We start from the raw sequence: 24,640 nt of genomic DNA on the forward strand, positions 1-24,640 counted from the left end.
CTGCCTAGCGGCCGGCGGCCATGACGCCGCCGTCGGGGAAGATGATCTCGCCGGTCACGAAGCTGGCGTCGTCGCTGCACAGGTACAGGCAGGCGTTGGCGATGTCATCGGGTTCGCCGAGGCGCCCCAGCGGGGTCTCGCGTTCACGCGCCTGCACCCACCGCTCGTTGCCCAGCACAGCGCCGCTCATGGATGTCTGGATGTAGCCGGGGCCCACAGCGTTGACGCGGATGCCGTAACGGCTGAGCTCGAGTGCCGCGCAGCGAGTGAGCATCCAGACGCCTGCTTTCGACACGCAGTAGTCCGAACTGCCCTTGAGCACATTGGTGCCGGCAATCGACGAGATGTTGACGATGGCGCCGCCGCCGTTGTCGCGCATCTTGCGAGCCACGGCCTGGTTTGTGAGCATCACGCCGGTCAGGTTCACGTCGAGCACCCGCTGCCACGACTCCAGCGACTTGTCGATGAAGAACATGTCGCCGCGGTCGAAGCGATCCTGGCCGGCCTGGTCCTCGATCTCGCGGCTCACATAGCCCGAATGCGAGATTCCTGCTGCTGCCACACATGCATCGATACGCCCGAAGGCATCCACCGCGGCGTCGGCCATGGCGTCGTTCTGCTCCTGCTGCGACGTGTCCACCTGTACGGCGACGGCATCGCGGCCGATCGCGTTGATCTCGTCGACGACGCTTGCCGCACGGTCAGGGTTCAGGTCGGCCACCACGACCGATGCGCCCTCCGACGCGAAGCGCAGCCCGCAGGCTCGCCCGATGCCCGACGCGCCGCCGGTGATCACCGCCACCTTGCCCGCCATACGTCCTGCTGAAGCCATTGCCTCTCCTCGTGCACTCGACCGGCCAGTCCCCCTGACCGTGCAAGATCATGCCCCAACCGCGCAACTCAGGTCGGCGGAAGCCGTTCTTCAGCCGGGGTTGCTCACCCGGGCCTTGAGGTTCTCGCGTCTTCCGCGAATGAGCCGCCACGTGACCCGCTCATGTTTGGGCGAGATGCCCATGGCCTGGCGGATGATCCGTTCGTCGACATCGTCGGGTGCCGGGGAGAAGCCGATCTCGGTGGCCATGCGGACACCGTTGCGGGCGAAGAACGACGAGGCGATGCGCTCGAATTGGGCCAGCACCTCCATCTCCGGCTCCAGCTCGCCGGTCACCGAGCACAGGTAGGCAAAGTTCTTGATGAACAGCATCAATTCCTTGGGAATGCGTGCACCGTTCGCCAGCAGCCCCGAGATGAGCGCCCGGAACTCGGCAGTGAACTCGTCCTCGGTGAGCTCGAGCGGGTCGAAGCCGGGCCGGTCGAGGCGCAGATCTTCAATGACTCGCTCGGGGTTGCTCCCGGGTCCGAACGCACCCAGATCGATCATGCCGGCGATCTGCGATTGCAGGTCGCCCGTGAGCAGACCGACCACATAGCGCAGGAACGCAACCCGCTTGGGCCCTTCGAGCCGGCCGGTGATGCCGAAGTCGACGAGCCCGATCACGGGCGGCTCGCCCGGCGGCGTCCCCTCGGTGTCGATGAACACGTTTCCGGCGTGGAAGTCGCCGTGGAAGACGCCGGTCATGCACGCGCCGTGCAGCAGCGCATCGTTCATCTGGCGGAAGATGGCAGCAGCCTCGCCGTCGGCAAGGTCCTCGGAGCGCAGCTCGCTCAGCGGCCGGCCTGCTACCGGGCTCATCACGATCACTCGCTCGGTCACGCCGGCCAGTACCGGTTCGGGCACCTGCCAGCGGCCGCTGGTGGTAGCCCGCAGCGCACGGTCGACTTCGAAGAGGTTCGCCACCTCGACTCGGAAGTCGAGCTCTTCGGTGATGGTCTCGGCGAACAGCTCCACGAGCGCTGGCGGGTTGGCCAGCGCCGTAATCGGGATGCGGCCCACGAGCTTGGGCGCGAGCCATGCCAGCACCGCCAGGTCGCGCTCGACGCGTCGCCGGATGCCGGGCCGTTGCACCTTCACCATGACCGGTGTGCCGTCCGGCAGCCGTGCCGCGTGCACCTGCGCAATGGAGGCCGCGGCCGTCGCCTCGGTATCGAATTCAGCGAACCGCGAATCGAGACCTCCCAGCTCAGCCTCGACGACATTGCGGATCGCGGTCCATGGCTCGGCAGGCACCTGGTCGCGGCACTGCCGGCACTCGGCCACCAGTGCATCGGGGAAGACGCCCTCGCCGGCTGCGATCAGCTGCGCCAGCTTGATGTACGCGGGGCCGAGCTTGGTGGCCGCCAGCCGCAGCCGCCGGTAGATCTGCTCCCGCCGCTCGTCGGGATCGAGTCGCCGGTCCAGCAATCGTCCGGCGTAGACGGCCCAGCCGATGCGAGCCGCCGTGACGGCGAGACGGACTACGGGCGGGAACCTCGGGCGCGTGATCAGTTCGGGGACGCTGTCGTGGATCGCCCGGCGAATCGGGGCGATCGAGGCGAGGTAGCGATCGCGCTCTGTTGAGGTCCCAAGATCTGCCTGGACGTCGGCGGGCGGCAGCGTCCCGGCCGGCACGCGTTCAGCCAGCGGTGGAGCGTTCAATCGCAGGTGCATGCGCGAGGGGCCCCAGATGCCCAACGAGAGGGGCTTCCACTGCACGGGCTCGCTCAACTCGAAGCTCTCGACGTGGGAGACGAAGACGCGCAGCGCTTCCTGGAGTTCTGCGCGGGCCAGGAATGCCCCCAAGCAGTGGTGTGCACCGCTGCCGAATGCCAGATGCGGATGCTCGCGCGGGACCGCCGGATTGAACTCGTAGGAGTCGAAGCTGTGATCTGCGGGACAGCCGCCGCTGAGGCTTGCGGCGTGCAGGCCGATCATGACCACGGTGCCCGCCGGGAGAAGCAGATCGTTCACCACGACATCGGTGGTGGCAATGCGCATCGCCGTGCGCACCGCCCCGATGTAGCGCAGCGATTCCTCCACATAAGCCGGGATCCGATCCGGATCGGCCCGCAGCGCTGCGTACTGCTCCGGCCTGTCGGCCAGCACTGCCAAGGTGGCGCCGAGCTGATTGCGCGTGGTGTCAGTGCCGGCGATCAGCAATGCCTCGACCATGCCGATGAGCTCGTCTTCGCTCAGTCGGTCGCCCTCGTCAGACACGCCGATCAGCTCAGTGAGCAGATCGTCGGCCGGCTCGGCCCGCCGGCGCTCGATCAGGTCGACCACGTATGCGCCGAGTTCGGCCTGGGCTGTCGCGATGTCACCGAGCCTGCTCACGACGGCCTCGGCGTCGCCGTCGAAGAGCCCGAAGATGGTCTCGGCCCATCGACCGAACCGGCCCCAGTCGTCATCGGTGACGCCCAGCAGGCGGCAGATGACCGGCACCGGATAGGGATCGCACAGCTCCGCGACGATCTCGCCCCCGCCGCCGGTTACCAGCGGTTCGAGCAATCTCGTGGCGTGGGCGGCCATGAATGGCCGGAGCCGGTCCGCAGCGGCGGGCGTGAAGGCACGGCCGAAGAGCCGTCTCAGGCGGCGGTGATCGTCTCCTTCGAGCGACAGCACGTTCGGCCGTGCCCGCATGGCCTCGCCGCCGGTGCTCACGGGTGCTTCCCGTCGGGCGCGCGCCATCAGCGCGTTGAAGTTCATCGTCGGACGTCGCGCGCTGTCCGTAACGCCGCGGTCTCGCCCATTGCCATCGAGCCCGGTGCCATCGAGCATGGCGACGCCCGCGAGCATCGAGATCCACGCGGGATCGCGCAGGATCGTTCGCGCCTCGTCGTAGCCATGGACGAACAACCCGAACGGGGTGCGCACGATCCAATCGCCAGTGCGGCCGAGTTCCCGGCTCATCGCCACCAGATCGGCAAACTCGCCGATAGCGAAGTCGGCGAAGGGAACGGCTCCTTCGTCGTCGACCGAGCGGGTTGACACTCGCTGCGATCCAGGCGCGGTAGCAGTGCTGCTCACAACCCCTATCTCATCATGCACACCGCCCGGTTCCACCGCGCACCGCATCGTCACAGGCCAGCCGCCACGACAGACTGGCGCCGTGCAGCAATTGCGCCGGTTGACGGCGATGAGCGCCGTCGCGGTGGTTCTGGCGGGCTGCTCGGTGCAGGAATCCACCCGCGGCGGCGGCCTCATCGCGCCGACCGGTCCCGCGATCACGGCGCCGTCTCCGGCATCGACCGTCATGACCGTGACTGCGGCTGAGACGCTTGCGCTGCCGACTGAACCCGATCGAGCTGCGGGCGCTCGAGATGTGCTCGCCGCGGCCGATCCGCCAGAGGGCTTCAGCGAGGGTGTGCTGGGCGTGACCGGGTCGGCTGGCACGCGGGTATGGCCCGTCATTGTCGCGGACACCCCGCAATCCCGGCAGCGCGGGCTCATGGGCGTGACTGACTTTGCAGCGCTCGGGGGCTACGCCGCCATGGTGTTCATCTTCGATGGGGACACCTCAGGCGCGTTCTGGATGCGCGACACACCGCTGCCGCTGCGGATCACCTTCGTGTCTGCGAGCGGTTCTGTGGTCTCAGCGACCGACATGGTGCCGTGCTTGGCACCGATGCCACCCGACGAATGCGAGCGCTATCACCCCGATGGCATGTATCGCATCGCAATCGAGCATCCGCTCAATCCGGCTTTCGACATCGGTCTCGCTACGGCCGAATTCGTCGAAGTGACCGTCGAGTAGAGCCGCGGCATGAGCGCGTGACATGAGCGCAACGGCAACCGGATCACGCCGTCGGCCAACTACGCTGCGATGCCGCGGCCGCTTCGTGCGCCAGTGCGCAGCCGACATGACAGGAGTTGGATCGGGACCATGCTGAGATTTGCCGAGGAAATTCTGCTCCTGCTGCTGCGAGACGACGACGGCAAGCTGATCCATGTGCCTGAGCGCACGCTCGACCGGGTGATTGCCGGCTCGGTGCTCATGGATCTGGCGATGGAGAACCGGATCGACACTGATCTCGAGAAACTCATGCTGATCGACTCCACGCCGATCGGCGACGGACTGCTGGATCCCACGCTGGCCCACATCGCCGCTCAGCAGGCCGAGAGCGACTCGCGTTACTGGGTGGAGTTCGTTGCCTCGCGAGCCGAAGGCATCCGCGAAGAGGCATTCGCCCGTCTCGTCGACAAGGGCATTCTCGAACGCAAGGACGACCGCCACCTATGGGTGTTCCGGTCTCGCCGCTACCCGATGGTCGACGGCAAGGCCGAGCGCGAGGTGAAGCTGCGGATCATGGGCGTGCTGTTCAGTGATGAGATCCCCAGCCCGCGTGACGTCGTGGTCATCGCACTGGTGGATGCGTGCGGCATCTTCGGCGAGCTGCTGTCGAAGTCGGAGTTGGAACAGGCCGCACCCCGCATCGAGCAGGTGCGCAAGCTGGACTTGATCGGGCAAGCCATGACGCAGGCGATCCGCGACATCGAGATGTGGCTGGCCAGCTCCACGGTCAGCCGCTTCATGCTGTAAGCGCATCTGACGGTGCGCCCGGCTTGGGCGCGGGATCGGCCTAGCTGTTTTCGAGGGTTTCGCTGCCGCGGTACATGGCCTGCCGCCGGACGCCGCTGACGTAGGTCTGCACGGCGTCGTCCGCCGGTGTGCGTTCGGGATCCCAACGTCCCCAGTGGATCAATTGGTCAAGCGGGTGGCGGTAGCGAGACTCGGCGCGGCGGTGAGGCCAGCCGATCGGAATGGTGGCGATCGGCACTAGCGGTTCAGGCACGCCGAGCAGTTCGCGCAGTTCCCGCGCCGTCGTGTCCTCTCCGCCGCCGCTCAGCCACGCTGTGGTCAAGCCGTACGCGGCAGCCGCCAGGTGCATGTTCTGCGCGGCGGCACCCACGGATGCCAGCAGGATCTTCTCGTTGTTGGCGGCGTACTCATCGCGCCAGCCATCGTGGTCGCTGACCGGGTACGAGTCGACCCAGCGAGGGTCGCAGAACAGCAGCACGATGGCCAGCGAGTTGTGCAGCCAGTGCTTCTTATGGACGTGGGGGAATCCCCGGCAGTGCGCGACCAACCGGTCGGCCTGTCGCACGAACACATCGGACACGGCCAGCACGTCGGACCGCTCAGCAGCGATCACGAAGTGCCACGGCTGCGTGTTCGCGCCCGACGGCGCCCACCGCCCGGCCTCGCAGATGCTCTGCAGCACCTCGGTGGGCAGTGGCTCAGGGGGCGGCTCGAAGCTGCGCACCGACCGGCGCAGCCGCAGCACCTCCATCAGCGCACCGAAGCGCGAAGGCGTCAGGTCGTCATTGCTGGGCACATCCCCTGCCATGCCCGCAAGTTACTTCTGGACCAGATGCGCACCGTCGTTGCGGCCGTCGACTGCGCACGCATGTGACCCCTTCTAGAGTCGCGATATGGCCACTGACTCCTTCGATCCGGCGCAGATCCCGCTCACCGAGCTCGACGCTGCCTATGCCACGATCATGGGTGAGATCGTGGCCACCGGCGTTGCGCCTCACTACGCCGAACTGGCCCGCACGCTGGATATTGCACCCCTGCGGGCCAAGGCGGTCATCAGACGGATCATCGACCTCACGCCGGGCTGGCTGCATCCCGGCACCGAGTACATCGCATCGTTCCCGCCGTTCAACAACCAGCCCACCCAGTACCGGGTGAGCGTCGACGGCGAGCAGCGCTGGTTCGCCCAGTGCGGTTTCGAGGCGCTGGCCTGCCGCTGGCTGCTTCCGGGCCAGACCGTGTCCGTGGATGCGCCGTGCTTGCTCGGCGGCGAACCGCTGCAGATCGTGATGCGCGACGAGGAGATCCTCTCCGTCGACCCGCCCACGATGGTCGGCTACACCCGCAGCATGGTCGGCGGCGATGCCGCCACCCGGCCTTTCCGCTGAGCGGGCATGAACCTCTTCCGGTCGGAAGAGCACGCCCTCGAATGGGAGGAATTCGACCACCGCACATCGCACCTGCTGCGGCCTGTGGAGTGGTGGGCCGACACGTTTGCCTCACCGATGTTCCGCGCACGAGCCCGCAGCGACTTCATCACCTGGGCGACCGGTCCCGAGGGCGCAGCAGCGTTCGGCGAGTTGCGGGGGCGGCTGACGCCGGTGCGCCCTGACGTGAAGGCCACCACGGCGGCGGCGATGGAGCTGAGCAAGGTTGATGTCAGCGTGGTCGATGGGGCGTCGCCCGACGACCGCAGCGTCGAGCAGCAGCTGTTCGGGGAATGGCCCGCGGCAGTGCCGGTCGAGATCGCCCGGCACTGGCGCAATACCGCGAGGGCGATGATCGTGGCCATTCCCGCCGACTCGCTGCCCGATGTCGACGCGCAGCTATGGACCGAGACTCGACGATCGGCGGTGCGCGACGTCCAGGCAGCCACCGGCTGGCTCGCCCGGGCCGATGTGCGCGCCGGTGATGTGCGGCTCACTCATCGGCTGGCGCAGATGGGATGGCAGGGCGAAGTAGCCGATCAGCCCGCGTGGACGGCCATGGAGCAGTCCGCCCGGGCGATCCTCAAGTGCAGGGCGTTGGCTGCGCTGACCTGACCGGCGCTAGCCCGCCAATGCCAGCACAGCGTTCAGGGTGGCCTGGGCGCCGGCTGTTGCATGCTCTGGGAGGATCGACTCGGCTTCGTTGTGCGACAGTCCGTCAGCGCACGGAATGAACAGCATCCCGGTGGGCGCGACCATGGACACGTAGCAAGCGTCGTGGCCGGCCCCTGACGTGATGTCGACCGGCTCGAAACCGGCCGCCGAGGCGCCTTCCCGCACTGCATCCACCACTGCGGGGTCGAACACGATCGGCGGCGAGTACCAGATCGGGGTGATCTGCGGCCGGGGGAGCGAGCGATCGCTGGGTTGGCTGACGCCGCTCAATGCGGTGCTGGGTTGCCGTCCGAAGGCAGGGCTCTCGGCGAAGGCCAGCAACTCGTCATGCATGGCTTCCAGCTCGGCGGCGTCGGGATGGCGCAAGTCGACAGTCAGCGAGACTGAGCCCGCCACGGTGTTTCGTGAACCAGTGCCGACCGACAGCGTGCCGACAGTGGCGCGTCCCTCCGGCGAGCGGCGGACGGCGATCTCGTCGGCCTCGCACACCAGCCGCGCGGCGGACACCATCGCATCAGAACGATGCTCCATTGGTGTGCTGCCGGCATGGGCCGACTGCCCCTCGATCGACACGTCGTACCAGCGGATGCCCTGCACTCCGGTCACCGCGCCGAGCGTCACCTTGGCGGCCTCCAGGATCGGGCCCTGCTCGATGTGCGGCTCGATGTAGTGCCCGATTGGCCGCCGGCCTGCACCGTCGGGAGCGCCGCAGGGCTCGTCGCCCGCGTAACCGATGCGCTCCAGCTCGCCACCGAGCGTGGTGCCGTCCACTCCTGGCGCAGCGAGTCCCTCGTCCAGGCTGAACGCCCCGGCATAGACACCGGAGCCGATCATCGCCGGCGGGAACCGCGCGCCTTCCTCGTTGGTCCACGAGACGACCTCGACAGGTGCCGCAGTGCTGATGGCGTGGTCGTGGAGAACCCGCAGCACCTCGAGACCCACCATCACGCCGTAGGCGCCGTCGTGCTTGCCGCCGGTCGGCTGGCTGTCGAGATGGCTGCCCACCGCCACCGGCGCCCGCCGCGGATCGGTGCCCTCCCTGCGGGCAAACACGTTCCCCATCTGGTCGACATGAACAGTGCAGCCCAGCTCCTGCGCCCATGCCACGAACTGGTCGCGCCCCGCCCGGTCCTCGTCGGTCAGCGCTACACGGGCGACTCCGCCGGCGGCTGTGGCGCCGATCTCTGCCAGGGAATGAAGCGTCTCCCACAAACGCTCGCCGTTCACCGGGTACGGGCTCGTGCTCACCGTCGTCACCTCCGTGGCTCAGTTGAGCGGGCGCGCGGAGGGCGGCATCGGGGACGGGAGGGCCGTATGACCCATGAGGGCCTCGTCGACTGCCGCGGCGCACGCTCGGCCCTCCGCGATTGCCCACACGATCAGGCTCTGCCCACGGCCCATGTCGCCGCACACCCACACACCGTCGACGCTGGTGCGGTAGTCCTCGTCGCGCACCACGTTGGAGCGCGCATCGGTCTCCACGCCGAGCTGGGTCAGCAAGCCCTCCTGCTGGGGCCCGAGAAATCCCATCGCCAGCAGCACCAGATCGCATTCGAGCTCGAAGTCGCTGCCTTCGACCTTGGCGAACCGACCGTCGCTGAACACCACCTCGTGTGCCCGCAGTGCTCGCACTGCACCGGCGTCGTCGCCCAGGAACTCTTCCGTGTTCACCGAGTAGACGCGGTCGCCGCCTTCCTCGTGCGCCGAGGATGTCCGGTAGATCATCGGATAGGTCGGCCACGGGTTGGCCGAGTCCCTCTCGTCGGGCGGTCGCGGCAAGATCTCGAACTGGTGCACCGACGCAGCGCCCTGGCGATGTGCGGTACCCAGGCAATCGGCACCTGTGTCACCGCCGCCGATGATCACCACGCGCTTGCCGGCGGCGTTGATCGGCACGTCGGCCGGGTCGAGGTCTCCTTCCTGGGCCTTGTTGGCCCACGGCAGGTACTCCATCGCCTGGTGTATGCCGTCGAGCTCTCGGCCGGGGATCGGCAGATCGCGCCACGCTGTCGCGCCGCCGGCCAGCACGAGTGCGTCGAAATCGGCCTGCAGATCCGCCACCGGAATGTCCACACCGACCTCGACGCCGGTGCGGAACTTCGTGCCCTCGGCGCTCATCTGGTCGAGCCGACGTTCGATGTGGCGCTTCTCCATCTTGAACTCGGGAATGCCGTACCGGAGCAGGCCGCCGAGCCGATCGGCCCGCTCGAACACCGTGACGTCGTGGCCGGCACGGGTCAGCTGCTGCGCCGCAGCCAGCCCAGCGGGCCCCGAACCCACCACTGCCACGCTGCGGCCCGTGCGCGCGGCGGGCAGTTCGGGGCGAACCCAACCCATCTCGAAGGCCTTGTCGATGATCGCGACCTCGACCTGCTTGATCGTGACCGGATCGGCGTTGATGCCCAGCACGCACGCCCCCTCGCACGGCGCTGGGCACAGCCTGCCAGTGAACTCCGGGAAGTTGTTGGTGGCGTGCAATCGCTCGATGGCGTCGTGCCAGCGATCGCGGTACACGAGATCGTTCCAGTCCGGGATGATGTTGCCCAGCGGGCAGCCCGAGTTGCAGAACGGCACACCGCAGTCCATGCAGCGACTGGCCTGGGTGCGCAAGTCCTCGTCGGCGAACGGCTCGTACACCTCGCGCCAGTCGCGCAGGCGCACCGGCACCGGGCGCCGCGTCGGCAGCACCCGGTCGTGCCGCATGAATCCCCGGATATCACCCATGTTCGACCCCGCCCCTAGCCATGCGCAGCCCCTGTGCCTGTCTGGTGGCGGCTGCACCGAGCGAATGAACGCGATGCCTAGCCATGCGCAGCCGCCATGACTGCCTCGTCGGGGTCTTGGCCGAGCTCGGCCGCTGCTGCCCGTGCTTCGAGCACGCGCCGGTAGTCCTTCGGCATCACCTTGCGGAAGCTGCGCACCTCGCTGTGCCAGCGTCCCAGGATGCGCTGGGCCGGAGCTGAATCGGTCTCCGCGACGTGCTGGCGCAGCACCGTGCGCACCGTCTCTGCGTCGGCGTCGTCGAGCTGGGTCTCGAGGTCGACCATTTCGGCGTTCAGGTGCCGCCAGAAGACGTCGTCGGGGTCGTACACGAATGCCGCCCCGCCCGACATCCCCGCGCCGAAGTTGCGGCCGACGCCGCCGAGCACCACCACCATGCCGCCCGTCATGTACTCGCAGGCGTGGTCGCCCACCCCTTCGACGACGGCGGTCGCTCCGGAGTTGCGCACGCAGAAGCGTTCGCCGACCGTGCCGCGGATGTACGCCTCGCCACCGGTTGCGCCGTACAGGATGACGTTCCCAGCGATGATGTTGTCCTCGGCCACAAAGTCCGGGTGTGTGTCACGAGGCGGTCGCACCACCAGGCGCCCGCCCGACAGCCCCTTGCCCAGGTAGTCGTTGGCGTCGCCGTACAGCCGCATCGTCAACCCTCGCGGCACGAATGCGCCGAAGCTCTGGCCGGCCGAGCCGTTGAATGTGAAATCGACCGTGTCGTCGGGCAGGCCGTCGCCGCCGTGGGCGGCGGTGATGCGGTGGCCGAGCATGGTGCCGACAGTCCGGTTCACGTTGCTGATCGGCAGCTCTGCTCGCACCAGCTCGCGGCGCTGGATTGCGGGTGCCGCCAATTCGATGAGCTGCTGGTCGAGGGCCCGGTCCAGGCCGTGGTCCTGGCTCTGGGAGCAGTAGCGATCCTGCGGCCATGGCGTCTCGGGCTCCGCCAGGATCGGCGAGAGGTTCAACCCGTGCGCCTTCCAGTGGGCTACCGCAGCGGCGGTGTCGAGCCGGTCCACCCGGCCGATGGCCTCGGGCAGCGATCGGAAGCCCAGCATCGCCAGGTACTCGCGGACCTCCTGGGCGATGTACTCGAAGTAGTTCACGACGAACTCGGGCCGTCCGCCGAAGCGCTTGCGCAGCTCGCGGTTCTGGGTGGCGACGCCCACGGGGCAGGTGTCGAGATGGCAGACGCGCATCATGATGCAGCCCGAGACCACCAACGGCGCTGTGGCGAAACCGTATTCCTCGGCGCCCAGAAGTGCCGCCACGATCACGTCGCGTCCGGTCTTCAGCTGTCCGTCGGTCTGTACCACGATGCGGTCCCGCAGCCCGTTCAGCAGCAGCGTCTGCTGTGTCTCGGCGAGGCCGAGCTCCCACGGCGCGCCCGCGTGCTTCAGCGACGTCAGCGGAGAGGCCCCGGTGCCGCCGTCGTGCCCGGAGATCAGCACCACATCGGCCTTCGCCTTCGACACGCCGGCGGCGACGGTGCCCACACCCACCTCGGCCACCAGCTTGACGTGGACGCGCGCAGCCGGGTTGGAGTTCTTGAGATCGTGGATGAGCTGCTTGAGATCCTCGATCGAATAGATGTCGTGGTGCGGAGGCGGGCTGATGAGTCCGACACCGGGCGTCGAGTGGCGGGTCTTCGCGATCCACGGCCAGACTTTGGGCCCCGGAAGCTGCCCGCCCTCGCCGGGCTTGGCGCCCTGGGCCATCTTGATCTGCAGATCATCGGCGTTGGTCAGGTACTCCGAGGTCACACCGAAGCGCCCCGAGGCCACCTGCTTGATGGCGGAGCGCCGCAGGTCGCCGTTGGGGTCCGGCACATAGCGCTCCGGGTCCTCGCCGCCCTCGCCGGTGTTGGACTTGCCGCCGATGCGGTTCATGGCGATCGCCAGCGTCTCGTGTGCCTCCGCCGAGATCGAGCCGTAGCTCATCGCTCCGGTGGAGAAGCGCTTCACGATCTCAGCAACCGGTTCGACGTCGTCGATCGGGATCGGCCCGCCGGGCGCAGGACGGAGCTCGAACAGGCCCCGCAGTGTCGCCAGCTCGGTGGACTGGTCATCCACCAGCTGCGTGTACTCCTTGAAGACCTCGTAGCGGCCGGCGCGCGTGGAGTGCTGCAGCTTGTAGACGGTCTCGGGGTTGAACAGGTGGTACTCGCCCTCGCGGCGCCACTGGTACTCGCCGCCGGCCCACAGATCGCGGTGTGCGGCCTCGGTGGGGTTGTCGAGGTAGGCGAACCGGTGGCGCTCGGCAACCTCGGCGGCGAGCACGTCGAGACCTACGCCGTCGAGCTTCGATGTCGTCCCGCTGAAGTAGCGATCGATGAGGTCCGCTCCCAGGCCCACGGCCTCGAACACCTGCGCTCCCGTGTAGCTGGCCACGGTCGAGATGCCCATCTTGGACATCACCTTGAGTACGCCCTTGGTGCACGCCTTGATGTAGTTGCGCTTGGCGGTGCGCTCGTCGACTTCGGTGATGACGCCGCTGCGCACCATGTCGTCGATCGACTCGAAGGCCAGATACGGGTTGACGGCGCTCGCCCCGTAGCCCAGCAGCAAGGCCATGTGGTGCACCTCGCGTGCATCGCCGCACTCGGTCACCAAGCCCACCATCGTGCGGGTCTTGTTGCGTACCAAGTGGTGGTGCACTGCGCCCGTCAGCAGCAGCGAGGGAATCGGCGCGTGCTGCTCGTCGCTGTAGCGGTCCGACAGGATGATGATCCGCGAGCCGCCGGCGATGGCCTCGTCGACCTGCTCGCACACGTCGGCGATTGCCCGTTCCATTCCCGCACCGCCGTCTGCGACCGGGTAGAGGCCGTCGACCGCGAACGGCCGGAACCGGCGGGCAACGTCGCCGGGCTGCGCTGCGCCGTCCGATGCGGCGCCATTGGCCTGCGCCGGCGCCTGCTGCAGGTCCTCGTCGATGTACAGGATCTTGGCGAGGTCCTCGTTCGACAGGATCGGGTAGGGCAGCACGATCTGCCGGCACGAGTCTGGGCCGGGCTGCAGCAGGTTGCCCTCCGGGCCGATCTTGGCCTTGGTGGAGGTGACCAGTTCCTCGCGGATCGCGTCCAGCGGCGGATTGGTGACCTGCGCGAACAGCTGGCTGAAGTAGTCGAACAGCAGTCTCGGCCGCTTCGACAGCACCGCGATCGGCGTGTCGGTGCCCATCGACCCGATCGGCTCGATGCCGGTGCGGGCCATGGGCGCCACCAGAATCCGCAGTTCCTCGGTGGTGTAGCCGAAGGTGCGTTGGCGCAGCGTCACCGAGGAATGCTGCGGCGTCAGGCTGAAGCGCGGCGGCAGGTCCTCCAGGTGTGCGAGCCCGTCGGCGAGCCACTCCCCGTACGGCTCCGCGTTCACCAAGTCCTGCTTGATCTCGTCGTCGCCCACGATGCGGCCCTGCGAGGTGTCCACCAGGAACATGCGGCCCGGCTGCAGGCGGCCCTTGCGGACGATGCGGGTCTGGTCGATGTCCGCGACGCCGACCTCGGACGCCATCACGACCAGACCGTCCGCGGTGACCCAGTAGCGGGACGGCCGCAGTCCATTCCTGTCGAGCACTGCACCCACGACGGTGCCGTCGGTGAAGGCGATGCTGGCGGGGCCGTCCCACGGTTCCATCAGCGAGGCATGGAACTCGTAGAAGTCGTGCTTGTCCTGGGGCATGCGGGCATGGTTCTCCCAGGCCTCCGGGATCATCATCAGCACCGCATGGGGGAGGCTCCTCCCGCCGAGATGGAGCAGTTCGAGGACCTCGTCGAAGCTGGCGGTGTCCGACGCCCCCGGCGTGCACACCGGGTAGGTGCGCTCGAGCTGGTTGCGTCCGTCAGAGTCGGCGAACAGCGGGCTCGACAGCGTGCCCTCACGGGCACGCATCCAGTTGCGGTTGCCCATGACGGTGTTGATCTCGCCGTTGTGGGCGAGCATGCGATACGGGTGCGCGAGCGGCCAGGAGGGGAACGTGTTCGTGCTGAAGCGCGAGTGCAGCAGGGCGAGCGTCGATTCCATGCGGGGGTCGACCAGGTCGGGATAGAACTCTGCGAACTGGCTGCAGGTCAGCATTCCCTTGTAGATGAGCGTGCGGCACGACAGTGAACCGAAGTAGGGCGCGGGAACGATCTCGTGCTCAGTGCGCTTGCGAGCGACGTACACCCGCCGCTCGAGGGCCAGCCCCTCGAGAAGGCGGCCCTGTTCGGGGGAGGGGGCGGCCACGAACAGCATCCGGAATACCGGCATGGGATCGGTGGCGAACTTGCCGAGCGAGGAGGGATCGGTGGGGACGTCGCGCCAGCCGAGCACCTCGAACCCCTCGTCGACCATGATCGCTTCGATCGAGGCTGCGGCTGCGTCGGGGTCGGCGCGGGGCAGGAACGCCGTGCCGACCGCATAGCGGCCGGCCGGCGGGAGCTCGAAGTCGCAGACTGCGCGCAGGAACCGGTCGGGCACACCGATGGTGATGCCGATGCCGTCACCGACGTTTGCCTCGGCACCCGTCGCGCTGCGATGGTCGAGATTGACCAGGCACTGCAGGGCCTGATCGACGACTGCGCGGCTCGGCACCCCGGACATGTCGGCCACGAAGCCCACGCCGCACGCGTCATGCTCGAATGCGGGGTCGTAGAGGCCTTGTGCGGGTGGCGGCGTCGAGAAGGGGCCGCTGCGTACCGCAGGACGGTCTGCGGCACGCGGCGCAGCCGCAGTGTCAGCGGCCGCAGTGTCATTGATGGGCATCGGCGACGTCCCGGTGGGCTGATGGAGCTCCGATGTCGGAACTCGGCGGCGGCAGGGACGTCGTTGGCCCTGAGAGCGAACAGTTTACCGGTGCCGTGGCGAACGGGGCCGCGCACCTCGTGGATTCATTCGGAATGAATAATTTTGCAATACAGTGCATATTCGGGCAGTGCGCCTGCTACAGTGGGCACCGATCTGAGAGATAGGCACGCCGCCATGAACACCGATACCGCACCGGCCTCGCCGGTGCGCATGGACACAGGGTTGACCCCGCCGGTGCGCGTCGGCATCGTGGGCGCGTCCGGCTACACCGGCGCGGAGCTGCTGCGACTGGCGGCAGCGCACCCGTCGTTTGATGTGGTCGCCGTCACCGGCGACACGCAGGCGGGTGCTGCGGTGCGCGACCTGTATCCCAGCCTGGCGGCCGACTACGGCGATCTTCGCTACTGCGCATACGACCCCGAGATCTTCGTCGGGCTCGACGTGGTCTTCCTGGGCCTGCCGCACATGGCCAGCGCGCCGGTCGTTGCCGACCTGTACAAGCGCGTCGGCTGCGTGGTCGACCTGGGTTCGGACTTCCGGCTGACCGACCCGGAGCTGTACCCGCAGTGGTACGGCGCACCCCATCCGATGCCGGAGCTGCTGGGCGAATTGCCCTACGGGCTTCCCGAGCTCGGCCGTGAGGCACTGCGCGGCGCCGCGGGCGTCGCCGTGCCCGGGTGCTACCCGACGGCTGCTGCCCTGGCCTTGGCGCCGTTCGCCCGCGGCGGCCACATCTCGACGGGCGGGGTCGTGATCGATGCCGCATCGGGGGTCAGCGGCGCGGGCCGGGCGCCCAAGCCCAACACGACGTTCTCCAGCGTCGACGAAGATTTCGTGGCCTACGGCCTGCTCAGCCACCGTCACACGCCGGAGATTGAGCAGGCAACCGGATGCCAGGTGCTGTTCACGCCGCACTTGGCGCCGATGGTGCGCGGCATTCTGGCGACCTGCTACGCCCGACCGCTGTCGGGTGCGATTGGAGGCCTGTCCACCGATGACGCGCTCGGCGTGCTGGCAGATTTCTATGCGGACGAGCCGTTCGTGGTGGTGCACCGTGACGCCCCCCATACCAAGGCAACGCTCGGTGCGAACACCTGCCATCTGAGTGCCAGGGTGGATCCCCGAACTGGCTGGCTGGTCGTGCTCAGCGCAATCGACAACTTGGTCAAGGGTGCATCCGGCGGGGCGGTGCAGTGCGCCAACATCGCACTCGGACTCCCCGAGACAGCCGGCCTGCCGACGACAGGATTGATGCCGTGATTACGGACGACGTCCACGCCCAGCAGGTCGAGCGTGCCGAGCTGCTCGTCGAGATGCTGCCGTACATCAGCCGATGGCGGGGCAAGGTGGTGGTTGTCAAGTTCGGCGGCAATGCGATGGTCGACACCGCGCTCACCGACGGCTTCGCCGCCGACATGGTGCTGCTGCGCCAGATCGGCCTGGCGCCGGTCGTCGTCCACGGCGGCGGCCCGCAGATCGGCGATCTCATGGCGCGCCTCGGCAAGACCTCGGAGTTCCGCGACGGGCTGAGGGTCACCGACGCGGAAACGCTGGACATCGCACGCATGGTGCTGGTCGGCAAGGTCAACCGCGACATCGTCGGCGCCATCAACGTGCACGGGCCGCTGGCCGTGGGCATCTCCGGCGAGGACGGCCGGGTCATTACCGCGACCGCCCGGAACCCTGATCTGGGATTCGTAGGCGAGGTCACCGATGTGAACACCGACCTGCTGGAGCGCCTGCTCGCCGAAGGGCTGATCCCGGTGATCTCCACGATCGGCGCCGATGCCAAGGGGCAGGCATACAACATCAACGCGGACACGGTGGCCGGCGCGGTAGCCGCGGCTCTCGAAGCCGAGAAGGTCGTGTACCTCACCGACGTGGCGGGACTGCTCGACGATGTCGACAACCCGGATTCACTCGTGCAGCGGACGACGGCCGACTCGCTCGATGCCCGGCTGGCGAGCGGCACGATCGCAGGCGGGATGATCCCCAAGATCGAGGCGTGCATCAGCGCGGTGCGCAACGGCGTCAACAGCGCACACCTGCTCGACGGCCGCGTTCCGCACGTCGTGCTCGTCGAGCTGTTCACCGATGCCGGCGTCGGCACCATGATCACCCGCGATCGGCCGACAGCCCTGCAAACCGGCCACTAGCCCTGACCGCCGAGCGCCCCAAAACACAAGTACCCGAAACGCAGAGAGCGAGCCACGATCTCATGACACAAACGACCACGGCAACAAGTGCAACGAACGGGCTGTCGCCCCACGCGGCCGCCATGGGCGCTGCGGAGCTGGAGCACTGCCCGCTCATGCCCACCTACGGGCCGCCGCCGGTCCAGTTCGTGCGCGGCAGCGGTTGCGAGCTCTACGACCGCGACGGCAAGCGCTACCTGGATTTCCTGGCGGGACTGGCGGTGACGTCGCTCGGCCATTCCCACCCTGCAGTCGCCGACGCGCTCAATGAGCAGGCGCGCACGCTGCTGCACGTGTCGAATCTGTTCGGCACCGAACCGCAGGTCGAGGTCGCCCAGACCATCGACCGTCTGCAGGGCGGCGGCGGGCAGGTCTTCTTCTGCAACAGCGGCGCCGAATCGCTCGAGGGGGCGATCAAGCTGGCGCGCAAGCACGGCGGCCGCGGCCGCTACGTCGTGGTCAGCGCGCTGCGGTCGTTCCACGGGCGCACGCTGGCGACGCTCCACGCCACCGGCCAGCCCGAGAAGCACGAGACGTTCCAGCCGCTGCCGGACGGCTTCCGTCACGTGCCCTACAACGACGCCGACGCATTGGAGGCGGCGCTGGATCCCAGCTGCTGCGCGGTGCTGCTCGAGGTTGTCCAGGGCGAGGGCGGCGTGAACGTTGCCGACAGCACCTACCTGCACCGCGTCCGTGAGATCTGCGACGAGCGAGGCATGGCGTTCATCGTCGACGAGGTGCAGACCGGTTTGGCGCGCACCGGCGAGTGGTTCGCCTGGCACCACCACTTCGACCCGGCCGGAGGACCGACGGGCGCGGCTCGACCCGACATCGTGACCATGGCCAAGGCACTGGGCAACGGTGTGCCGATCGGTGCCGTCTGGGCGCGCCGCGAGGTCGCCGCCGCGTTCCAGCCGGGCGATCACGCGACCACGTTCGGCGGGCAGCCGCTGGCCGCGAGCGCGGCGCGTGCCGTGCTGCGCACCATGGAGGCCATCGACGCGCCGGCGGTGGCTGCTGCCCGTGGCGAAGAGCTCGCGGGCAAGCTCATGGGCGTTCCCGGCATCGTCGACACCCGCGGCCTCGGCCTGCTGATCGCGGCCGAGATCGATACCGATGCCGCCGGTCGCAGCGGTCCCGAGGTGGCTGCGGCGTGCCTGGAAGCCGGCCTCGTGATCAACGGGATCACGCCGACGGCCGTGCGTTTCGCGCCGCCGCTCGTGGTGTCCAGCGAGCAGATCGACGAGGGCCTCGCAATCTTCGCGAGCGTGCTCGCCAGCAACGGGAAGCTCGGCTGATGCGCCACTTTCTGGAAATCGATGATCTGTCGGCCGACGAGCTGCAGTGGGTGCTCGACATGTCGTCGCGCGCCCCGGAAGCTGCGCCGCGAGTCCTGCAGGGCAGCGGCGTTGCATTGGTGTTCGAGAAGCCGTCGAACCGCACACGCAACTCGATGGAGATGGCGGTTCACCAGCTCGGTGGGCATCCCGTCTACATCCGTCCCGAAGAAGTGGGCATGGATGTTCGCGAGACCGCGGAAGACATCGTGCGGACGCTTGCCTGCTTCCACGACATCATCGCTGTGCGCGTCTTTCGGCACAACCACCTCGAGCGCATGGCGGCCTGCGCAGTGGCACCAGTCATCAACCTGCTGTCCGACGATGCGCACCCGTGCCAGGCCTTGGCAGACCTGCTCACCGTTTCGCAGTGCATCGGTCTGGACCGCATCGAGCGCGTTGCCTTCGTGGGCGACGCCAACAACGTGTGGCGATCACTGGCCATCGGCTGCGCCATGCTCGGCATCCCGAGCACGCTCGCGGTGCCAGACGGCTACGGGCCGTCAGGGGCGACGCTGGACCGCATAGCGGCACTGGGCGGCGAGTGCACCGTCACGGACGACCCCGCAGCGGCAGCGACGGACGCCGACGTCGTCTACACCGATGTATGGACCTCGATGGGCCAAGAAGACGAGCAGGCCGAGCGCCTGGCAGCATTCGGTCCGTACCAAGTCACGCCGGAGCTGATGTCGCTCGCTGCCGACGGTGCCATCTTCTTGCATGACCTGCCGGCGCATCGGGGCGAAGAAGTGGCTGCAGAAGTCATAGACGGACCGGCCAGCCGCATCTGGCAGCAGGCCGAGAACCGGATGCATGCCGCGCGCGGCCTGCTGGCCTTCTTGGCCGGATCAGCGCCGCATGGAGCGGCGTTGGCCGGATCAGCGCCGCATGGAGCGGCGTCGGCGGGAGCAGCATCATGAGCACCAAGGCGCAGCGCCAACATCTCATTCGCGAGCTGCTGGCCAGCCACGAGATCAGCAGCCAGGCGCAGCTGGTCGGCCTGCTGGCGGAGCGCTCAGTGGAGGTCACCCAAGCGACCGTCTGCCGCGATCTCGACGAGCTCGGCGTGGCCAAGATGCGCACCGCAGGGCGCACCGTGTACGCGGTGCCCGAAGCCGACGCACCTGAGGCGCTGCCGCCCAACACCCTCCGCCGAGTGTTCTCGGACTGGGTGCTCGACGTGCGTTCCTCGCAGAACATCGTGGTGCTGCGCACGCCGCCGGGATCGGCGCACGTCGTTGCCTCGGCGATCGACCGCAGTGCGGTCGACGGCGTGGTCGGCACCGTGGCGGGAGACGACACGCTGTTCATTGTGGCCACCGAGGAACTCGGCGGCCCAGCGGTTGCCGAGCACTGCCGAGATCTGGCCGACTTGTGAGCGTGCTGTCTGATGACTGCTGACGGCACTCCTGCCGACGACACGCCCCCGCCGCCGATCGGTCCGTCCCGAACCGGCCCCGCCACCCTCTGGCACGGCCGGTTCGCTGGCGCGCCCGCGGATGCCCTCGCGGCGCTCAACGACTCGCTCGGGTTCGACCAGCGCATGTTCGCCGAGGACATCGCTGCATCTCGGGCTCACGTGTCGATGCTGGCTGCCGTGGGTCTGCTGACCGACGTCGAGCGTGACGACATCGTGGCGGCTCTCGGCGAGGTAGCAATCGAGATCGCCGAGGGCCGTATGGTCTGGGCTCCGACCGACGAGGACATTCACACCGCAGTCGAGCGCCGCGCAACCGAGCTCTGCGGAGCCGCGGCCAAGATGCACACCGGTCGCAGTCGCAACGACCAGGTCGCCACCGACCTGCGCCTCTGGACTCGCGGTGCGATCGACGAGCTGACCGGGCTGCTGCTGGGCCTGGCGCGCACGCTCGCCTTCAGGGCACGAGAAGCGCAGAGCGGAAACCTGCGTCTGCCTGGTTACACGCACCTGCAGCAGGCACAGCCGGTGGGGCTCGCGCATCACCTGGCAGCGCACGCATGGGCGCTGCTGCGAGATGTCGAGCGCCTCGGCGACGCCAGGCGCCGCACGGATGTCTCGCCGCTCGGTGCCGGTGCACTCGCTGGCTCGACGCTGCCGCTGGATCCCTCGGCGACTGCTGCCGATCTGGGGTTCGCAGCGGTCTTTGAGAATTCGCTCGACGCTGTCAGCGATCGCGACTTTGTCGCCGACACCCTGTTCGCGTTGGCGATGTCGGGGATTCACCTGTCTCGGCTAGGCGAGGAGCTCGTTCTGTGGTCGAGCGCCGAGTTCGGATATGTCGTGCTCGACGATGCCTTTGCGACGGGCTCGTCGATGATGCCGCAGAAGAAGAACCCTGATATCGCCGAGCTGGCGCGCGGCAAGGCCGGACGGCTGATCGGTCACCTGGCGGGTCTGCTGGCAACGCTCAAGGGGCTTCCGCTCGCGTACAACAAGGACCTTCAAGAAGACAAGGAACCGCTGTTCGACTCAGTCGACACCGTGCGACTGGTGGTCTTGGCGCTCGACGGCCTGATGCAGACCGTCGAATTCGATGCACAGGCCATGGCGGCAGGCGCCGACGACCCCTTCGCTGCTGCGACCGACCTGGCCGAATGGCTGGTGGCCCGGGGCATGCCCTTCCGCGACGCGCACGGGGTCATTGCCGGGCTCGTGCGTCAGGCACTGGACGACCCTGAAGTCTCCGAGCGGCCCCATCGCCTGACTGAACTGGTGGCCGCACACCCGGATCTCGGGCCGGAGGCTGCTCGCCTGCTCGCGCCCGGCGCGGCATACCTCAGCCGCACGACGCCGGGAGCGGGTGGTCCCGACGCCGTGGCCGCACAACTCGAGCGTCTCGACGTTGCACTCGCCGCGGCCGGCGACGCCCAAGCCGGGCGTTGACGGTGCCGGCGGGCGAACCGCTGCCGCCGGCGTTCTACGAGCGCCCGGCAACTGAGGTCGCTCCCGACCTGATCGGCAAGCTGCTGGTGCACGATCCCGGCAGCACAGACGGAACACTGCGCACGGGCCGCATCGTGGAGGTCGAGGCGTACTGCGGCGACGGCGATCCTGCGGCACATTCGCGCAGCGGCCCGACCGCTCGCAACGCCTCCATGTTCGGGCCGCCAGGACGCCTCTACGTGTACTTGATCTATGGCATGCACTGGTGCGCGAACGCGGTGTGTGCACCGGCCGGCGTCGGCGACGCAGTCCTGCTGCGAGCACTCGAGCCGGTGCAAGGCGTAGATGCCATGGCGGCCCGGCGGAGTGGCACCGCTGGCGCGGTCGACGGCAGGGATCTGTGCTCGGGCCCGGGCAAGCTCACTCAGGCAATCGGCATCGATGGTGCTCACGACGGCTGTGACCTCACGACAGACGGCGGACTCAGCATCTGCGACGACGGCTGGACTGCTGCGGACATCGTGAGCGCGGCCCGCATCGGCATCAGCCGCGGCGCTGAGCTTCCTTGGCGTTTCTACGACGCCGGCAACTCGCACGTGAGCAGACGGTGAGCGTGCGGGCCAACCGTTCGCCGGCGCGCGGCAGCGCCGCTCGAGCGCCGCGTTGGCGCGGGGCTGCCCCGGCGGGGCAGCAGCCTGATTCCTCAGCTGCGCAAGCCGGCCTTGCCGAAGCGCTCGAGGCCGTGGAGCGGTTCGAGCCTCGAGATCGTATTCAGGCTCAGCACCGGCGCCGATTGGTCGGCTTTGCCGCCCGTCATCCCGATGCGCTGCATCGCTCGTGCGAAGCCGGACATCTGACGGCATCGGCGTGGGTGGTGAACCACCACGCAACGCATGGCTTGGTGCTGCTCCACCGCAAGATCGGTCGCTGGCTGCAGCCCGGCGGTCATGCCGACGGCGAGGGTTCCCTCGCGGGGGTTGCCCTGCGCGAAGCCACCGAGGAGACCGGCATCGACGGCCTCGAGGTCTGGACCGAGGCGGTGGACATCGACGTGCACCTGTTTGTCAACCGCAGGCGCACCGAGCCAGATCATCTTCACTTCGACGTGCGCTTTCTCGTCCGTGCGCCGCACCGTGCCGTGACACGCGGCAACCATGAGTCCGAAGAGCTGCGGTGGATCGCACGCGACCAACTCACCGAGCCGGAGCTGGGACTCGACGCCAGCACGCGCCGGCTGGCTCGATATGGCTTCGACCTCGCCCGCACCCTGAGGCAACGCGGCAACGAATAGGCGCGTTGCTGCTGGCGCGTACGGTGAGCCTGTGCGCCAGATGCTGCTGCTGGTCGAGAACGCCGTCCTGCTGCTCTGCGGACTGGTGGCCGGCTGGATCCTGGTCACCTTCCTGCCCGGATCGGTGCTGCCCCCGATCGCCATCACGGTGGTCATCGCCGCAGGCGGCCGGCTGTTGTTCAACGGGACGTTCTGGCCCGCAGGAATCGGCTTCGTGGTTGCAGGCATCGCCGGCGCCGGGTTCTACCTGGCCGACGCCGTGACATCGCTGGGCGGGTGAAGGCGGCTGGGGCCTCTGGGCCGCACATGGCGGCACCGGTAGCGTGACCCGGTGGACTTCGGCACCGTGCTGATTGTCGCAGCCGCGCTGGCGGCGCTGATCATGGCCGGCGGCATCGTCGACATCGCCCGGCTGGGTCGTGACCGGTTTGCGCAGGTCGGCAAGCGTCGCTGGCATTGGGTCCTGCTGATCATCTACAGCGGTCCGCTGGGCGTCTTGCTGTACGCAGCGGCGGTGAGGCCGCAGGTCACTCATCCCGAGCGCTACGCCGATGACGGCATCGACGCTCCGGCCGATGACCCGGCCGATGACCCCGGCGATGGCCTCGCCAGCTGTCACGGCGGTGCCACGGTTGGCGGGCACGCAACATGAGCGGCGACACACGCCTCGCCATCGAGGTCACCGGGCTTCACAAGCGATACGGGGACATCGAGGCGGTCACCGGCGTCGACCTGTCGGTCGCGACTGGCGAGGTCGTGGCTTTCCTGGGTCCCAATGGAGCCGGCAAGACCACGACTGTCGAGATACTCGAAGGCCTCCGCACCCGAGCGTCTGGGGACGTGCAGGTGCTGGGCGTCGATCCGGCGGAGGCCACCGCCGACTGGAGGGAGCGCATCGGGGTGGTTCTGCAGGGGGCCAAGCATGAGGGCGACTTCACCGCTGCGGAGATCGTGACGATGTGGTCGGCGTACTACCGGTCGCCCCGGCCGGCTGCTGAGGTACTGGAGCTTGTCGGGCTTGCTGAGGCGGCCGGAACTCGAACTCGCCGCTTGTCGGGAGGGCAGCAACAGCGCCTGGCCGTAGCGCTCGCCCTCGTGGGCGATCCCGAGCTCGTTTTCCTGGACGAGCCCACCACCGGTTTCGACCCTGCTGCTCGCCGCGAGGCGTGGCAAACCATCGACGGTCTGCGGTCGCTCGGCGTGACCGTACTGCTGACCACCCACTACATGGACGAGGCCGACCACCTGGCAGACCGGATCGTGGTGATCTCGCGGGGTCGCATCGTGGCCGACGGCAGCGCCGATGAGTTGGCCGATCAGGTTGCCATGCCTTCGCAGATCAGCTGGGACGCTGCGGAATTGAGTCCCGGGGCGTTGGGGGACCGGCTGCGCGACCTGCTCCGCCGCGAAGACGAGTCGATGCCGGTTCGGGCTGCTGCCGGCACGGCGCCAGGCGAGCAGCAGACCGAGAGACAGGGCGCGCGGCTTGCGCTCGCCACGCGTGACGTCGGCGAGGTGGTACGCGAGCTGCTCGCTGCCGCCAACGCGGCCGGGGTCCGGCTCGACTCGCTGGCCGTGCAGCCGCCGACGCTGGAGGACACATACCTGGCCCTGACTGGAGACTCATCGTCGGGAGACGGTTCATGACCCGCCTGGGGCAGCTGCGCAGCGAGACGCGTTTCAACCTGCTGGGCTTCCGGCGCAGCCCGGCGGCCACCTTCTTCACGGTGGTCCTGCCGATCATCTTCCTGGTGATCTTCACCTCGATCTTCGGCAACGAGATCATCAGCTCGACCGGAGCGCGGGTCGCAACGGTGTACGTCCCGGGGATCCTGGCGCTCGCGCTGGTGTCGGCGAACTTCATGAACGCGGCCATCGTCAC

The 24,640-nt window shown here is 68.2% G+C and carries 23 protein-coding genes (1 of these 23 cut by a window edge); 16 read left to right on the top strand and 7 right to left on the bottom strand.

The window, feature by feature from the left end:
• Positions 1-4: 4 nt before the first annotated feature.
• Entirely contained in the window at positions 5-832 is an 828-nt protein-coding gene (locus ACOGXD_RS12005; protein ID WP_419915278.1) for an SDR family NAD(P)-dependent oxidoreductase, read from the bottom strand.
• A 90-nt stretch (positions 833-922) separates the two neighbouring features.
• Positions 923-3,868 carry a cytochrome P450 gene (locus ACOGXD_RS12010; RefSeq protein WP_419915279.1) on the bottom strand — a complete coding sequence of 982 codons (2,946 nt, stop codon included), beginning with the start codon at positions 3,866-3,868 and terminating at the stop codon, positions 923-925.
• A gap of 118 nt (positions 3,869-3,986) precedes the next feature.
• On the opposite strand from ACOGXD_RS12010, the gene ACOGXD_RS12015 reads away from it, so the two are divergent.
• Positions 3,987-4,631, top strand: coding sequence for a DUF192 domain-containing protein (locus ACOGXD_RS12015; protein WP_419915280.1), 645 nt, complete (start codon positions 3,987-3,989; stop codon positions 4,629-4,631).
• A gap of 129 nt (positions 4,632-4,760) precedes the next feature.
• The gene (locus ACOGXD_RS12020; RefSeq protein ID WP_419915281.1) at positions 4,761-5,417 is read left to right on the top strand and encodes a GOLPH3/VPS74 family protein; all 657 of its coding nucleotides are present in this window, start codon (positions 4,761-4,763) and stop codon (positions 5,415-5,417) included.
• Between the two features lie 40 nt (positions 5,418-5,457).
• Here ACOGXD_RS12020 and ACOGXD_RS12025 read toward each other — a convergent pair whose 3' ends face one another.
• On the bottom strand, positions 5,458-6,225 hold the full coding sequence (locus ACOGXD_RS12025; RefSeq protein WP_419915282.1) for a nitroreductase family protein: 768 nt from the start codon (positions 6,223-6,225) through the stop codon (positions 5,458-5,460).
• An 85-nt stretch (positions 6,226-6,310) separates the two neighbouring features.
• Between ACOGXD_RS12025 and merB the strand changes: the two genes are divergently transcribed.
• Both merB and ACOGXD_RS12035 read left to right on the top strand, forming a co-directional pair.
• Positions 6,311-6,802 carry an organomercurial lyase gene (gene merB / locus ACOGXD_RS12030; protein ID WP_419915283.1) on the top strand — a complete coding sequence of 164 codons (492 nt, stop codon included), beginning with the start codon at positions 6,311-6,313 and terminating at the stop codon, positions 6,800-6,802.
• 6 nt (positions 6,803-6,808) lie between these two features.
• Positions 6,809-7,456 carry a hypothetical protein gene (locus tag ACOGXD_RS12035; RefSeq protein ID WP_419915284.1) on the top strand — a complete coding sequence of 216 codons (648 nt, stop codon included), beginning with the start codon at positions 6,809-6,811 and terminating at the stop codon, positions 7,454-7,456.
• 6 nt (positions 7,457-7,462) lie between these two features.
• On the opposite strand, the gene ACOGXD_RS12040 is transcribed toward ACOGXD_RS12035, so the two are convergent.
• The 3 genes from ACOGXD_RS12040 to gltB all read right to left on the bottom strand — a co-directional run bounded on the left by ACOGXD_RS12040 (position 7,463) and on the right by gltB (position 15,030).
• Positions 7,463-8,764 (bottom strand): M20 family metallo-hydrolase, encoded by a 1,302-nt coding sequence (locus ACOGXD_RS12040; RefSeq protein WP_419915285.1) that lies wholly within the window; start codon positions 8,762-8,764, stop codon positions 7,463-7,465.
• An 18-nt stretch (positions 8,765-8,782) separates the two neighbouring features.
• The gene (locus ACOGXD_RS12045; protein WP_419915286.1) at positions 8,783-10,240 is read right to left on the bottom strand and encodes a glutamate synthase subunit beta; all 1,458 of its coding nucleotides are present in this window, start codon (positions 10,238-10,240) and stop codon (positions 8,783-8,785) included.
• A gap of 77 nt (positions 10,241-10,317) precedes the next feature.
• Positions 10,318-15,030, bottom strand: coding sequence for a glutamate synthase large subunit (gltB, locus tag ACOGXD_RS12050; protein ID WP_419915287.1), 4,713 nt, complete (start codon positions 15,028-15,030; stop codon positions 10,318-10,320).
• 216 nt (positions 15,031-15,246) lie between these two features.
• Here gltB and argC point away from each other — a divergent pair, with 216 nt between their 5' ends.
• The 7 genes from argC (at position 15,247) to ACOGXD_RS12085 (ending at position 22,078) form a co-directional block, all read left to right on the top strand.
• Positions 15,247-16,332: an N-acetyl-gamma-glutamyl-phosphate reductase gene (gene argC / locus ACOGXD_RS12055; RefSeq protein WP_419915288.1), complete on the top strand. Its 1,086-nt coding sequence runs from the start codon at positions 15,247-15,249 to the stop codon at positions 16,330-16,332.
• Positions 16,332-17,228 (top strand): acetylglutamate kinase, encoded by an 897-nt coding sequence (gene argB, locus ACOGXD_RS12060; protein ID WP_419917400.1) that lies wholly within the window; start codon positions 16,332-16,334, stop codon positions 17,226-17,228. The genes argC and argB overlap by 1 nt, the downstream gene beginning before the upstream one ends.
• Positions 17,229-17,290: 62 nt before the next feature.
• Positions 17,291-18,565, top strand: coding sequence for an acetylornithine/succinylornithine family transaminase (locus ACOGXD_RS12065; protein ID WP_419915289.1), 1,275 nt, complete (start codon positions 17,291-17,293; stop codon positions 18,563-18,565).
• Positions 18,565-19,524: an ornithine carbamoyltransferase gene (gene argF / locus ACOGXD_RS12070; protein ID WP_419915290.1), complete on the top strand. Its 960-nt coding sequence runs from the start codon at positions 18,565-18,567 to the stop codon at positions 19,522-19,524. Before ACOGXD_RS12065 ends, argF begins: the two co-directional genes overlap by 1 nt.
• Positions 19,521-19,982: an arginine repressor gene (gene argR, locus ACOGXD_RS12075; protein ID WP_419915291.1), complete on the top strand. Its 462-nt coding sequence runs from the start codon at positions 19,521-19,523 to the stop codon at positions 19,980-19,982. Before argF ends, argR begins: the two co-directional genes overlap by 4 nt.
• Before the next feature lie 12 nt (positions 19,983-19,994).
• Entirely contained in the window at positions 19,995-21,467 is a 1,473-nt protein-coding gene (argH, locus tag ACOGXD_RS12080) for an argininosuccinate lyase (protein ID WP_419915292.1), read from the top strand.
• Positions 21,468-21,469: 2 nt separating this feature from the next.
• Positions 21,470-22,078 carry a DNA-3-methyladenine glycosylase gene (locus tag ACOGXD_RS12085; protein WP_419915293.1) on the top strand — a complete coding sequence of 203 codons (609 nt, stop codon included), beginning with the start codon at positions 21,470-21,472 and terminating at the stop codon, positions 22,076-22,078.
• Between the two features lie 92 nt (positions 22,079-22,170).
• Here the strand turns inward: ACOGXD_RS12085 and ACOGXD_RS12090 are convergent, their stop codons facing one another.
• Positions 22,171-22,320, bottom strand: a complete 150-nt coding sequence (locus ACOGXD_RS12090) for a hypothetical protein (RefSeq protein ID WP_419915294.1) — start codon at positions 22,318-22,320, stop codon at positions 22,171-22,173.
• A gap of 21 nt (positions 22,321-22,341) precedes the next feature.
• On the opposite strand from ACOGXD_RS12090, the gene ACOGXD_RS12095 reads away from it, so the two are divergent.
• The 5 genes in view from ACOGXD_RS12095 to ACOGXD_RS12115 are tightly spaced (at most 51 nt apart) and all read left to right on the top strand, a layout consistent with a single transcriptional unit that may run on beyond the window.
• Entirely contained in the window at positions 22,342-22,758 is a 417-nt protein-coding gene (locus tag ACOGXD_RS12095) for an NUDIX hydrolase (protein ID WP_419915295.1), read from the top strand.
• A 31-nt stretch (positions 22,759-22,789) separates the two neighbouring features.
• Entirely contained in the window at positions 22,790-23,038 is a 249-nt protein-coding gene (locus ACOGXD_RS12100; RefSeq protein ID WP_419915296.1) for a hypothetical protein, read from the top strand.
• Between the two features lie 51 nt (positions 23,039-23,089).
• A complete protein-coding gene (locus ACOGXD_RS12105; protein ID WP_419915297.1) occupies positions 23,090-23,410 on the top strand; it encodes a hypothetical protein in 321 nt (106 codons plus the stop codon).
• Complete coding sequence (locus ACOGXD_RS12110) at positions 23,407-24,405, top strand: ABC transporter ATP-binding protein (protein ID WP_419915298.1); 999 nt, start codon at positions 23,407-23,409, stop codon at positions 24,403-24,405. Before ACOGXD_RS12105 ends, ACOGXD_RS12110 begins: the two co-directional genes overlap by 4 nt.
• A protein-coding gene (locus tag ACOGXD_RS12115) for an ABC transporter permease (RefSeq protein ID WP_419915299.1) crosses the window boundary here: on the top strand, positions 24,402-24,640 show its beginning. The gene runs 529 nt beyond the window's last position; 239 of the gene's 768 nt are visible here — the first part of the coding sequence; the start codon lies at positions 24,402-24,404; its stop codon lies beyond the right edge, outside the window. Before ACOGXD_RS12110 ends, ACOGXD_RS12115 begins: the two co-directional genes overlap by 4 nt.

The sequence above is a fragment of the Candidatus Poriferisodalis sp. genome (genome assembly GCF_965204125.1).
Classification (GTDB): domain Bacteria; phylum Actinomycetota; class Acidimicrobiia; order Acidimicrobiales; family Poriferisodalaceae; genus Poriferisodalis.